Origin of the sequence: Paenibacillus sp. FSL E2-0190 (assembly GCF_037992965.1) — a bacterium.
GTDB lineage: Bacteria > Bacillota > Bacilli > Paenibacillales > Paenibacillaceae > Paenibacillus_AQ > Paenibacillus_AQ odorifer.
Genome location: NZ_CP150306.1, coordinates 1,606,844 through 1,619,956 on the forward strand (window position 1 = coordinate 1,606,844; position 13,113 = coordinate 1,619,956).

At 38.3% G+C, this 13,113-nt stretch carries 11 protein-coding genes; 9 read left to right on the top strand and 2 right to left on the bottom strand.

The window, feature by feature from the left end:
* Nucleotides 1-61: 61 nt before the first annotated feature.
* The gene (locus NST25_RS06955; protein WP_076305687.1) at nt 62-967 is read left to right on the top strand and encodes a phage/plasmid replication protein; all 906 of its coding nucleotides are present in this window, start codon (nt 62-64) and stop codon (nt 965-967) included.
* Between the two features lie 251 nt (nt 968-1,218).
* Here NST25_RS06955 and NST25_RS06960 read toward each other — a convergent pair whose 3' ends face one another.
* Nucleotides 1,219-1,428: a helix-turn-helix transcriptional regulator gene (locus NST25_RS06960; RefSeq protein WP_076305686.1), complete on the bottom strand. Its 210-nt coding sequence runs from the start codon at nt 1,426-1,428 to the stop codon at nt 1,219-1,221.
* A 182-nt stretch (nt 1,429-1,610) separates the two neighbouring features.
* On the opposite strand from NST25_RS06960, the gene NST25_RS06965 reads away from it, so the two are divergent.
* From NST25_RS06965 to sigK (NST25_RS06995), 7 genes are all read left to right on the top strand, one after another.
* Nucleotides 1,611-2,387 (top strand): recombinase family protein, encoded by a 777-nt coding sequence (locus NST25_RS06965; protein ID WP_076305685.1) that lies wholly within the window; start codon nt 1,611-1,613, stop codon nt 2,385-2,387.
* 235 nt (nt 2,388-2,622) lie between these two features.
* Nucleotides 2,623-3,858 (top strand): IS110 family transposase, encoded by a 1,236-nt coding sequence (locus NST25_RS06970; protein ID WP_340393583.1) that lies wholly within the window; start codon nt 2,623-2,625, stop codon nt 3,856-3,858.
* Nucleotides 3,859-4,026: 168 nt separating this feature from the next.
* Nucleotides 4,027-4,524, top strand: a complete 498-nt coding sequence (locus NST25_RS06975) for a hypothetical protein (RefSeq protein ID WP_076187630.1) — start codon at nt 4,027-4,029, stop codon at nt 4,522-4,524.
* Between the two features lie 80 nt (nt 4,525-4,604).
* Entirely contained in the window at nt 4,605-5,573 is a 969-nt protein-coding gene (locus NST25_RS06980) for a hypothetical protein (protein WP_076187628.1), read from the top strand.
* Nucleotides 5,574-5,927: 354 nt separating this feature from the next.
* Entirely contained in the window at nt 5,928-6,251 is a 324-nt protein-coding gene (locus NST25_RS06985; protein WP_076305683.1) for a hypothetical protein, read from the top strand.
* 1,148 nt (nt 6,252-7,399) lie between these two features.
* Nucleotides 7,400-7,732, top strand: a complete 333-nt coding sequence (locus NST25_RS06990) for a hypothetical protein (RefSeq protein WP_340393588.1) — start codon at nt 7,400-7,402, stop codon at nt 7,730-7,732.
* Entirely contained in the window at nt 7,729-8,286 is a 558-nt protein-coding gene (gene sigK / locus NST25_RS06995; protein WP_340394370.1) for an RNA polymerase sporulation sigma factor SigK, read from the top strand. The genes NST25_RS06990 and sigK (NST25_RS06995) overlap by 4 nt, the downstream gene beginning before the upstream one ends.
* A gap of 219 nt (nt 8,287-8,505) precedes the next feature.
* Here sigK (NST25_RS06995) and NST25_RS07000 read toward each other — a convergent pair whose 3' ends face one another.
* The gene (locus NST25_RS07000) at nt 8,506-11,664 is read right to left on the bottom strand and encodes an amidase family protein (RefSeq protein ID WP_340393591.1); all 3,159 of its coding nucleotides are present in this window, start codon (nt 11,662-11,664) and stop codon (nt 8,506-8,508) included.
* Between the two features lie 854 nt (nt 11,665-12,518).
* Here NST25_RS07000 and sigK (NST25_RS07005) point away from each other — a divergent pair.
* The gene (gene sigK / locus NST25_RS07005; protein ID WP_340393593.1) at nt 12,519-13,061 is read left to right on the top strand and encodes an RNA polymerase sporulation sigma factor SigK; all 543 of its coding nucleotides are present in this window, start codon (nt 12,519-12,521) and stop codon (nt 13,059-13,061) included.
* The last annotated feature ends 52 nt before the right edge of the window (nt 13,062-13,113 follow it).

Here is a 13,113-nt window from a genome sequence, read left to right on the forward strand (position 1 = left end):
CTTATAACATCTCCAATCTTATCCAATATTTTAGACTACTAGAAATGAAAGAAGGTTTCATATGTTTGACACTATCATACTGAAAGCAAGACCTATTCCTATTGATCCAGATATATTGAATCAATACAACGGACATTCAACTACATTCTTTAGCAAAGAAACAGGTGCATTAAACACAAGCTATACGTTAAAAGATGAAAAGTTGCCATATATGAAGTATATCGAGAATAGCCAAACACTCACAATACAAGTATCCATGCCAAAGTTTCTATACGGAGACAACGTTACGATGCTCACAGAAGCAGACATTCCCTTGTTCTTTGAACAGTTGCAAGAGAGGCTGCTCCAGCTCTTTGATGTGCATATCCCACACTCTGAATGGATAATAAGCCGATGTGATGTCTGTTGTAATTTTCAGGTAGGTAAGAAGGTCAGTGAATATGTGAGGATGCTAAGTAGGCAGCAGCTTGCTTACAAGAATACAATAGCGTACAACCAAGACCAGACCGTTGAATACCGGAACAAGAGCAGCAGAATTATGCTTTATGATAAGCACAAGCAGACTCGGAAGGAAGAAGAATCAAACGAGATTATTGAACGTTCTAAAGGTATACTGCGACTAGAAGTCCGACCTAGTGACAATGATCTGAGAAGATTCTCGCCAACGAGGAAGGCAGTAGAATTACTCCAAAAACCATTCTTTGACTATACGATGGAGAGGACACTTGCACAGATTGAGTATCCAGAGGAAGTCAGCGATATGGATTTGTCTTGGCTAATGGAGAACAGAGAGAACATCTCCAAGATTGAAATTGTTCTTGGTTTCCAGCTATTGCAAAGCAAATTTGATGAATCCGTATTAAGGCAGCTTTATACATCATCTACGTATGCCAATCGCAAAAACTTGGCAAAAAAAATAGCAATCCCCAAAGGGAACTGCCTAGATCGTCTTGCTATAAATAGCTAGAAGACACATCCTCACCGATGGACACGTTATTTTGCCGATAACGATAAAAAGTCCAACATGCTGGATGAAATAAAAATAACATAGTCTCTATTGTACTTGAAAATAAAGAGATTACAACCCCTACCTTCCGGGAAATGTTCACCATTACGATAGGAAAACACCCGGGGGTGGTTTACATCAAAAAGCATGATTCTTGTTGAGGAATAGGGTGTAGCACATCCAGCGCCCGACCCGACTTGCATTTAGACACCTTAAGCTTCCGAATCTTCAACAATCAGTTCATGGATGGAGATGTCTAGGGCATCACATATCGCTTCCAGCGTTCGGATATAGACTCTGTCTACTGAATCGGAACAGAGATGATTGATGGTTGCGTAGCGAATGTTCATTTGCATGGAGAGTTGACGTTGAGAAATTCCTTTCTCAGCAAGTATTTCTTTTAAGCGAATCTTTAATTTCATAGGAATAATCCTCCAACGTAAAAACGTACTATTAACCGTACTATATCACATTGTGTCCAATCTAGCATTGATATATACGCTTAAAGGTACTATAATTACTATATACTCTTAAGGGTATATAGCGTCGGTGTTACAGCAATTCTAATTCATGTAACGCTAGAGGTAATAGGGGAGGTAAACCTATGAATGTCATAGGATATATACGAGTTAGTACACAAGGACAAGCAAGGGATGGATATAGTCTCTCCTACCAGCAAGACGAGATTCAGTCGTATTGTGAGCAGCAGGGATGGCATCTGATTCAAGTCTTTGCAAACGAGGGAATCAGTGGAGCGAAGGTGGACGAGGACGCCTTAGAGATCGAACGTGATGGCTTCCAAGATATGCTGACTTATGTATCAAGTCAAAAAGTGGATTACGTTGTTGTACTTAACACAAGTAGGTTATGGAGAAGTGATATTGTCAAAGTCCTTGTGCATCGAGAACTAAAAAAACATAGTATCGACATTCGAAGCATTGAACAACCAACATATAGCATTTTTAAGAAAGACCCGTCTGACTTTCTAATTAACGGATTAATGGAGTTGTTGGATGCTTACCAACGGTTAGAAATTGCCATGAAGCTGGGACGAGGACGGAATAAAAAAGCATCAGAAGGTAAGTTTGCAGGTGGAGGTATCCCTTTTGGTTACAAGGGAAAGCGAGGGTCAAAGCAAATCTTCATTGACGAGCCGAAAGCATATATTGTTCAGCAATTATTCAACTTTAAAGATCAATACCCAGCTTGGTCATTATCGGCTTTAGCTGAGAAGTTAAATGAAGAAGGATTCACCACGGAACAGGGAATGAAGTTTACCAAAGTACAGGTAAAACGAATCCTAGACCATAAGGCGTTCTATCAGGGAACATATCGTTACGGACAGATTGAAGCAGATGGATTGCATCAAGCGATTCTTTAGTCAAGGAATGCAAGGAAGGTAAATAAGATATTGCTAACGTATCTTTGCGGCATAGATCGCTCGAACTGAGGATGCAAACTTATTTCACCATTGTTGTTCTATCCACTCGATTGAGTGGTTACTAATGGGGCTGGATACATACGAAAGCTAGCATCTACAGTAGCACTGATTCTTGAGTAAAATGACTCAAACTCATTAGTAACTATTCAAATCGAATATAGAGGGGCGAAGAAGAATGATAGAACAGCAGAATCTGATCTATGTAGGGGTTGACCTGCATAAACAACATCATACAGCCGTCATTATTGACTGTTGGAGCAAGAAGCTAGGAGAACTTAAATTCGATAACAAACCGTCTGCCTTTCCATTGCTCATTAAAGAATTGAAAAAATACACCGAAAAAGGTTTATCCGTTGTTTATGGACTGGAGGATGTTGGTGGTTACGGCAGAGGATTGGCTGTTTATCTCAAGGACAATCATTGCTGGGTGAAGGAAGTGAACGCAAAACTCGCCAACGCCAGAAGACAGAGCCATGTGACCGTTCAGAAGTCGGATAGCTGGGATGCTGAATGTGTCGCCAAGGTATTAAGAGACGAACTGGAGCGTCTACCTGATGCGAAGCCCATTGATCTATTCTGGGCGATTAGTCAGCTTGTCACGCAACGAAGATGGTTTGCTAAAAATTTAACTGGAACGGTAAAGAAGCTACATCAGCAGATTAGCTATCCGTATCCAAGTTATAAAAGGTTCTTCTCGGAAGTGGATGGTAAAACGGCACTTGCCTTCTGGGAAGCATACCCTTCTCCACATACCTTGAAGGACATGTCGGAGGAACAATTAGCTGTTTTTTTACGAAGCCATAGTAATAATGGACTGTCGCATAAGAAGGCTATTCAAATTCTTGCACTTATCGAAGGTGATGGGGATACGTATCGGGATTTCCAGACTTCACGAGATTCGGTAGTAATCAGTCAAGTCAAGACTGCTAAATTTCTTAAGGAGGAAATGGCTAGGGTAGAGGGAGAGATTGAGCAATTGATGAAGCAGCTTGGCTTCCAGCTTGAATCTATGACAGGTATAGAGGTGGTAACAGCAGCGCAGCTTGTGGCAGAGATCGGAGATATACACCGATTTTCATCCCCCGATAAACTCGCCCGATTTGCTGGCATTGCACCTGTAACTGTAGGATCAGGAAACAAGTCACGAAACTTCAAGAGTAAGCAAGGCAATCGAGAATTGCACGATATTATCAAGAGCCTTGCGATTCGTCAGATCGGTGTCATTCGTACCAAGAGAGAACCGAAGAATGCCTTTTTTCATTCATACTATGAGCAAAAGATAGCAGAAGGAAAAACCAAACAACAAGCCGTTGTATGTTTAATGAGGAAGTTGGTAAACATCATCTACGCCATGATGAAGAAAAAGTCAGCATACGTGATGCCGAATACACCTGTACGGCAAGCAGGGTGATAGAATTGGTGGTGATTGGGAGTATGTTCTCGGTTGCCACCTTCTTTATTAAAAGTACGCTTTATAAACTAGGATACGTATGAGGGGCAGATTGATAATCCACTGAGTTTGAACCTGTATACGTATGTGCATAACAACCCGATACGTTATAGTGATCCAAGTGGTCACATGATTTTCGAAGAAACTCCGGGGTCTTATTATGCACCTGAAAAAATAAAAAGGATGGATTTGGAAAGCCCTAGTTATTGGCAGGGCGTGAAAAAGCGTGCTAGTGGAATAAGAAGTAAAGCTAAAAGACTGAATTTATTCGGCGAACTCGCAAAAGCCATAGTTGAACAAGAAGCAAAATCAGTAGTATCGGATATGATTTGGTCAGATTTGAGTTCTACTCAAAGAGGAGAAATGATTGAAGAGATTTTAGCAGAATATGATTATAAAGATATGTATCAAATAGGAAGTGAAAATGGGGGGTACCTTCCAGTAATTGATTTTGTAACAAATGATCGCCAAATTATAAGCCTCAAAACAATCGACCCTAGGAGTTACACGGCAAGTAGTTTAAATAGTACCCTATCTCAATATCTAAAGGAATTGAACAGTCTTGATATATATAGACAAAGCTTATGTTACTCTAGACAGAAGGCGATTAGATATTGTTGTTCCTAAAGGTACGAAAGGGATGATAGATCTAAAATCGCTACTTGACAAAGCAGGGGATACTAAAATTTATATAAAGGAGTTTTAAAATGTCTCAAACACAATTACGAATTATATTTGAAAGTAAATATCTGAGTTTAGAAAATGTATTAAATTGGATAAGGAACGCTCCTGGATTTAAAATAGAACATTTTATATCAGATTTAGTAACTAAAGGGAATGTTTTGGATTATAACGAAAAAGACTTTTCAAATTGCTTTACAAAAGAGATGAGTAAAAAAGCTCCTGTTTTTATAACGTTACTTGACTTAAATGGCAATAAAATTATGCTTAATAAAGGGAGAGATGCGGCATCGCTAATCATTAATCTTAGTAATATAACTAGAGTAGAACTACAGGATTGGATCGCATATACAGATGGTTTTTTTGAAGATAATATTGGAATTGTAGCTTGCATTTATCCTGAAGATGATTATTTTTGGCAGCAAAATACGGATTTATGGCAATACGAGAAATACGGAAGACCAGTCGATGAGCTGAAATTGCAGAATATAGATAGTGCTACTGTTATGATTGACCCTACATCTCTCCCAGGAAATTCTTTATATGTAAATGATATTTGGTTTGGTTCTACATGGATGATGTGGTTTGGTCCTGATTATTTTCAGTTTATCCCACAAGAGCGTTTACTTGAATTTGATCAAGCTTATAAAGTAAAAATACTAAGTAATAATACAGTAGTTTTTCAGCTATTCGAAGAATTCGAAGAAGTCCAAAAAAAAGAATCGCGTAATATTCAATGGGCTTTTAGGAATTACTTTAGAATCAATGAATTAGTAAGTACTTTGCGTCAGAATGAAGTCAGAAATAAGAGTGGAAATCCAGATCCTGCTATTGAAATATTCAATACTAATTGTACACATGGGGGAGTACGTTTAGTACGTCTATATTTAGATATCTATAACAAAAGCGTGCCTCGATCACAAGCAAAGCAACAGGTATCATACGAACTGGATTCCAATGGAAATACCCTTTGGATAAGTAAGATTGATATATAAAGTTCCCTTTATGCAAATGTGGTTTGATGCATTCCTTTAAATAAACTATATATTTTTCTCGAAAAAAATGAGTTTTTTATAATCTATATGTTGAGCCACATGTGAGTACATACTCTATGTGGTTTCTTTTTGAGTGCTGATTGAAACTTCCCCCTTGCAATGAAACTCACCTAGCTCATCTGTGATTGGATTATAAAGTAATATACAAGGTAATGAAAACTGGTATTATCAGGAATGGAATGCAAATGAGTATACGAATCTGAAGTATAAGAATGGATATTGGAAAGAAAGTATTCCGTATACACTAATAAATAAAGATATTCACCATCCAGCCGAAATCGATTCGGTGAGGACATGGATAGCACCAAAGTCAGACTCATTCGAGTAACAGGTAATATTGCCAATGCTGAGATAAACGGTGGAGACGGAGTAGTGGCTACGGTATTAAAAAAGACTATTTCATACTATGATAATAAATATGATCAGATTTCCTCAATTACAAGAAGCATTACGCAGCATGCATTTGAGAATGGAAATAAAAGAACAGCACTAGATACTTTAAATATGTTGCTTAAAGATTTTAATCTAAAGAGTCCTTTAACAGATTCGCAAAAATCTAATCTAATAAATAACATGGCGGAAGGAGTTATTAAAGATGTATCAGATATTTCAAGATAATATAAAAATATGTTTGAAGTATGATGGAGAAAGGAAGAATAATTTATTTACTGTAATGATAATTGATAAAGATGATCTTAAAATTCGGTATCAAGAGATTCCGATATTCCATACGAGGTATTGCAAATGTTAATAAAAGAGTATGGCATTATTGTTTCAGAAGAAATAAATAAATTATTTTTTGATATTTTTATGAAATTGAAAACTGAATTGAATTGGATAAGTTTATGAATTCTGAATATGTATTTATATATACGTCAGAATTAAAAGCACAAATTGTATACTATATATCTATAATTAGATGTGAGATTAATTGTAACTATACAAGCACTGATTTAAATCAACTATTTAATTTCATTATGAAAATTCGAACAACGTAAGTGTTGAAAAAGTCTATAACGAAAACTTTGAAACTGGAAATTGGTAATGTTAACTGGACCGTAACAGCATATGCTGTTACGGTCGTATTGTATCGAGAGTCTTAATTCCGCAAGAAAATGGGTTGCGCCTATGTCAGGATTTATTCGAATAGCTGAATGTGGCCAAGAATACAATGGTTGCTGGAGACAGTGTAATCGTAAAGGTGTGAAATAATAATACTCAATTATATTCACAAAAATTGACCTACAATAACACAATGGGTTTTGAAGTAGGTGTAACGGTAGAATTTATTGCAGCAGATTCAATCTATTTCATCGTTAATAAAAATGGTACCAATGCTTTTTATGGAAGAAGTTGTAATTTAATTCTTGCATACTCAATCTACGTATTATTTAATATGGGGCATTCATTTCGGTGGTTCAATATTGATAGATGATGTCGAATTCAAAAAAATATAATTATAGAATTTAATATAAAATCTTGGTTTTTTATTATTCGATGTCTTTGAGATGAGGAGAGTTTCAATGTCGAAACGTATGGCTTTAATTATATAGGGGAATAAAGATGAAAAAATCTCTGAAGTTTATAATTTTGGCTGCATTAATACTATGTATTCATTTTCAGTTGCTCGATCAGAGAGCCATCGCGGCTCAGTATAGACATCAAATTACCACAATTCAAATGGAAGACTAGTATATTCTTTTTCGAGTCCAGGGAACTACTACTTTTCATACGATCGAAACGGAAATATTCTAGAGAAAACGGCATTGAGTAATATCTTGGTTAGAACGGATGATCTTAACAACTTGGATCAAACGTATTATCACACCAATTCGTTATATTTGGATGAGAGTAATGCGGCGTATTTTGATAACGATCATTCACGGGCTGCGAGAACTATGCTTACTGATGATGAAATTGTGTGGAAGCAAACAGGTTTAAAAGTGTTTCAGGCGATAACCTATTCAAATAAAGAAAGTAATTACTTTGATTACTTTACCTCTGTTAATGGAATAGATTGGGATAAAGCGTTTCCGACAGTTACTGTATCTCAAGGCTCGGGGGGGGGGCTAAACATTCACTACAAGCATCTTAAATAAGACTTCTAAGAAAACCAGATGATCTTACATCGTATCCTGTCCATAACCTCAAGAAATTCGACAACACAGGTGAAGACATGGAGGACCTCATCTCCATCGGCACCATCGGCCTGATTAAAGCTATTGAGAGTTATCGTCCAAACAAAGGAACCAAACTAGCCACATTTGCAGCACGTTGTATTGAAAACGAAATTCTGATGCACCTGCGTTCGCTCAAGAAAACACGTAAAGACGTATCCCTGCATGATCCAATTGGGACGGACAAAGAAGGTAATGAAATTACACTTATCGATATCCTTGGCTCCGAAGCTGATGATGTCATTAAAGAAGTCGATCTGAAGATCGAAAAGAGTAAGATTTATCGTAACCTCGATATTCTGGATGACCGGGAAAAAGAAGTTGTGGTGGGTAGGTTTGGGCTGGATACAGGCGGGGAAGAGAGGACGCAGCGGGAGATTGCTAAGGAGCTGGGGATCTCGCGGAGTTATGTTTCGAGGATAGAGAAAAGGGCGCTGATGAAGCTGTATCATGAGTTTTATAAGGCGAAGCGGTGAGACTGATGACAATTACACAGTAATAATCTATTAATAATAAAACTTGAAAAGCGACTTGTCTACGGATGAGTCGTTTTTTGTGTGGATAGGGTTAGCCCTACTTGTGGTACGGTTCATCGCACTATCTGTAACGGCAAGTTATAAGGCCATCCCTTTCGGGATGGCCTTTCCTGTAAACGTGGTTACTCGAGTACTCTGTCATTTTTAATTGAATTTCTTTTAATTAGTAGTCTCTAGTAATCTGGAAACAATTGTTGCAAACTCTGCTCTAGTAATATCTTTTTCAGGCTTAAATGTACTGTCTGCGTATCCTGTAATAATATTATTGGATGCGAGTGCATCAATGGAATCATAATACCATGCATTTCTTGTAACATCTTTGAATGATGTGTTTCCAGTACCTGTTAGCTTAAAAGCTCGAGTGATTAGTGCCGCTAATTCACCACGACTAATCTTCTCATCTGGACGGAAGCTTCCGTCACTATATCCGTTCATCAAGCCTGATCTAGCAGCTGCACCAATAAACTTATTCGCCCAATGAGTTGGAGATACATCTATAAAGTTACTTTCTTGTCCTTCAAGTTTCATGTGCGTTGCAATTACCTTGATGGCTTCCGCACGAGTCAAACCTGAATTTGGACGGAATGTTCCATCGGAATACCCCGTCAATAATCCCTTAGCAATTAGTGCGTCAATGCTTGTTTTTGCCCAATGATTCATGGTATCTACAAAACTAACAACTTTTGGCTTATCTGCTGGTGTTATTGTTTCTGCAGGTGCCGGTGTTTCTATAGGCGTTGTTATTGCTGGAGGTGTCACCGTACCTCCTCCAGTATTTGGATGGGTTGGTCCATTATCTGTGTTTGGATCAGGATTAGTAGAGTTTGAAACGTATTGAAGTGCTGGAGCAAATGTTGTAAGTAGTCTAGCTTGACTTTGTTGCTCAAGAGCGTAGCTCATGCCTAAAACTTTTGCATCGTCCCATGCTCTACCAACCAGTTGCATAGAGATAGAATATCCGCTGTCATTCGTTCCTACAGGAACAACTACCGTAGGTAGACCCATAGTAGAGGTTAATACGCCTGTGTTACGGTCTGAACTTAATTGAGAAGCTGCTGCGTCATTGTTATATACGTCACTAATAAAACCTGCATAAACAACAGCATCAACGCCATTGGCGTCCATCCAGCTTTTAATAACATCCTTATAGTCAGCTCTATACTTAATGTAATCTTGTACAGCCTGTTCAGTCATACGAGTTGGGGTACTATATCCTCTTTGATTATAGATAAGCACTTTATCTGAAGCTAGTACACTTGCTCCATCAATATAAGGGAAGTCCTTATGCAACTCAATATAACGTGCCCAACCTTCAGTAGATCCATTAATACCTGAAGGACGACTAGGGCCTGATGGTACAGCTGACATTTCAACCATAGTCGCACCCGCTGCTTGAAGCTCTGAGAACTTATCCATCACTGCCTGTCCAGTATCATCATCAGCATATGCAGATACAAAGGATGCAGGAATGTATCCAATTTTCTTTCCTTTCAATGCATTAACATCCAGAGATTCCTTCCAATCCACTGGACGCTTATGATCTGCATCAGCAGTGACTGTGAAAATATCCTGTGGGTCCGTACCCGTTGTAGCATTCAATATAATAGCTAGGTCAGTTACTGTTTTAGCAATGGGACCTGCATAATCTTGTCCCCAAGTGAGTGGCAGTACACCTGTAGTACTTGCCATACCGTCTGTACCCCGGAAGCTTTTTAAGCTAGCGCCTGTAGTTGGTGCATAGAGAGATACCCCTGTTTGCGATCCCATTGCTGCTGCTGCAAAATCAGCTGCAACAGATACTGCAGACCCGCCGCTTGAGCCAAAAGATGTTTTCGATGGATAGAGTGCATTCCATGTTTGCTGCCAGCCGCTTTCACTAAAACTTCCGCTGTTAGCAAACTCAGAAGTATTTACTTTACCAATAATTACAGCTCCAGCTTCCCGCAGTTTTTTCACTTGGAATGCATCAGAATCAGGCTGCCAGCCTTCAAGAGCTTTACTGCCACCGGTAGTAGGCATATCCTTTGTATCATAAATATCTTTTATCGCAATTGGAATACCCAATAAATCACCTTTTACACCTTGTGCACGGGCATCGTCAGCAGCTTTTGCTTGGTTAAGCGCAGTTTCAGATACATGCAGGAATGCATGGAATCCCAATTGTCCCTCATCGTATACCTTGATTCTATCTAAATAGGCTTGAGTAATTTGTACAGAGGTAGTTTTGCCAGTAATCATATCCTGTTGCATTTCTGCAATTGCTTTATTCTTAACATCATACGGCGATGAAGTTACTAATTCTTTAGGCGCAGGAGCATTTGGTATAACCAGATGATCTCCAGTATCAAGTCCCTCTATAGCAGATATATCCCAGTTGCTAATTGACCGAATTTGTGCGTTTGTTAATCCTGTTACATCCAGCAGACTATTAAGTCCATCTAGCATTGCAACCAGATTTTTCAACCCTTCTTCACCAGCTTCTCCAACTTGTACATAATTTACTAGGGATTTCGATTCGCCCGGCCCAATATTTAGTGAATTAATGAACCCATAGAAATTCGCTTCATTTCCATACTCAGCTAAGGGTATTGTGAAGGGATCCTGTTGCTGATTACCTAGACCGGTTAATCCATTATCAAACGGCTTTGGAGATCCCACTGCAACGCCTAGCGGCTTATTGTTTTTGGCGCTACTATCTACAACAATCCATGAATCATCTGTAGTTACCTTTAGATCGCCTGAATAGGTTGCCTTAACTACTGAAGCATTTGTTGTTGTACCATATCCTAAAGAGCCACCGAATGATACATCAACTTTTATTGCCACATCATTTTTATTAGTGAAAGTATCAAAGAATCTCGTTCGATTATGAATAGTATCCACATACACCTCACGTGTTACTGTTACATTTCCTAGATTTACAGATTGAGCCGAAGTAAACTTATTAACGCCGTCATATTTCAAGTCAAACCCACGCATCATTTGACCATTCATCAGCGGAGCTGAAGGCGAGGACACTTTAACAAAGATATTGCCGAAACCTTGTACTTGTGTAGCACCAACTGTACGTAAACTTCCTGTGTCTAAGCTAGGAGCAAAAACATCGTGAATCTCCCATACTGTGCCACTTTCTGAAGTAACTCTAGTTAAAGCGTCAGCTGTTTGGAACGGAATTACACTCGTAGCAATAACAGATAACACAATTGAAGTAGCTATAAATTGCTTTTTACTCCAATTTTTTTTTGCTGGTGAATATTCAGATCGGGTGGAACCAGAATGCTCTCTTTTAGTTTCACGTAGACGTTTGAACTTATTCATGTGCGTAATCTCCTTTTCCTGTATGTATTTTATTATTTAATGTTAGGAAATATAACACTAGTATTTGTTTCAGTCAATGAATATTATAAATTTAATATATTTTGAGTTTGTGAAAAGGAAAAAACGGCTCTTTTAATTATTGTGTGTAACGTATATGTAAACTATTGTGTTAAATAGATTACAATTTATGATAGGTTTTGGAGTGTCTATAGGATATTGAGTATCATCATCCGGCTGCATCACCAAAAACCTTGAATTTCACTTATCTCTATGTGAATTTGACGAAATCAAAAAGAAAAGGAACAGCTAAAAATTAACGGAGAATATTATTTTTTTCATTTCATGAAAGTGGAAGATTCTATATCGGAGCATGGCATAAAGCAGAATCACTGATGATTCCAGATGCATAGCCGCAAGATCACTAATGGGCATCCTGAAAAGAGTAAAGTTTCTGCTGGGAAAGAAGCCATAAGAATAGCCAGGTAGTGTATCTGGAATAAGTGGGATTTCATTGTGGAAACCATTTTAGCGGGTGATAACGTTATAAGGCAGATGAGGATGCAAAGGAACAAGGCTTTGAAATTATTGTGTTTTATATGGGACTAGCAGATGTTCGGCTAAATATTGAATGTATTGCTCTACGTGTGAAAAACGTTAGCTATCATATTGAAACCGAGGATATTGTTAGACGCAATTTAACAAGTATGAATAATCTGATATCTTACTTAGAGTTGATTGATCAAGTAAAGTGTTATTTAAATGGATTACCAAGATGTACACAAGAAATCAATCGGAAACTACAAATTAAATATAATATGCAAAAGGAAACCAATTCGAATCAGAATCGATCGTAATTGGTTTATTTTTTGACATCACATCGTGCCCATAACCTCAAGAAATTCGATAACACTGGGGAGGACATGGAGGATCTGATCTCCATTGGCAACATCGGAATGATTAAAGCTATTGAGAGCTATCGTCCAAACAAAGGAACAAAGCTAGCCACATTTGCAGCATGTTGTATTGAAAACGAAATCCTGATGCACCTGTGTTCGCTCAAGAAAACACGTAAAGACGTATCCCTGCACGATCCAATTGGGACGGACAAAGAAGGTAATGAAATTACACTTATCCATATTCTTGGCTCCGAAGCTGATGATGTCATTAAAGAAGTCGATCTGAAGATCGAGAAGAGTAAAATATATCGCAACCTAGATATTCTGGATGACCGGGAGAAAGAAGTTGTGGTGGGTAGGTTTGGGCTGGATACAGGTGGAGAAGAGAGGACACAGCGGGAGATTGCTAAGGAGTTGGGGATCTCGCGGAGTTATGTTTCGAGGATAGAGAAGAGGGCGCTCATGAAGCTTTATCAGGAGTTTTATAAGGCTGAGCGGTAAACTCATAATCACAAGGTAGTATCCGTTAACCGGCATACATAGAAAGCTTCAA

Coding starts and splice junctions, on each gene's coding strand:
- NST25_RS06965 (WP_076305685.1), top strand. CDS start 1,611: ATGAATGTCATAGGATATATACGAGTTAGTACACAAGGACAAGCAAGG.
- NST25_RS06980 (WP_076187628.1), top strand. CDS start 4,605: ATGTCTCAAACACAATTACGAATTATATTTGAAAGTAAATATCTGAGT.
- NST25_RS06960 (WP_076305686.1), bottom strand. CDS start 1,428: ATGAAATTAAAGATTCGCTTAAAAGAAATACTTGCTGAGAAAGGAATT.
- NST25_RS07000 (WP_340393591.1), bottom strand. CDS start 11,664: ATGAATAAGTTCAAACGTCTACGTGAAACTAAAAGAGAGCATTCTGGT.
- NST25_RS06985 (WP_076305683.1), top strand. CDS start 5,928: ATGGATAGCACCAAAGTCAGACTCATTCGAGTAACAGGTAATATTGCC.
- NST25_RS06970 (WP_340393583.1), top strand. CDS start 2,623: ATGATAGAACAGCAGAATCTGATCTATGTAGGGGTTGACCTGCATAAA.
- NST25_RS06975 (WP_076187630.1), top strand. CDS start 4,027: ATGATTTTCGAAGAAACTCCGGGGTCTTATTATGCACCTGAAAAAATA.
- NST25_RS06955 (WP_076305687.1), top strand. CDS start 62: ATGTTTGACACTATCATACTGAAAGCAAGACCTATTCCTATTGATCCA.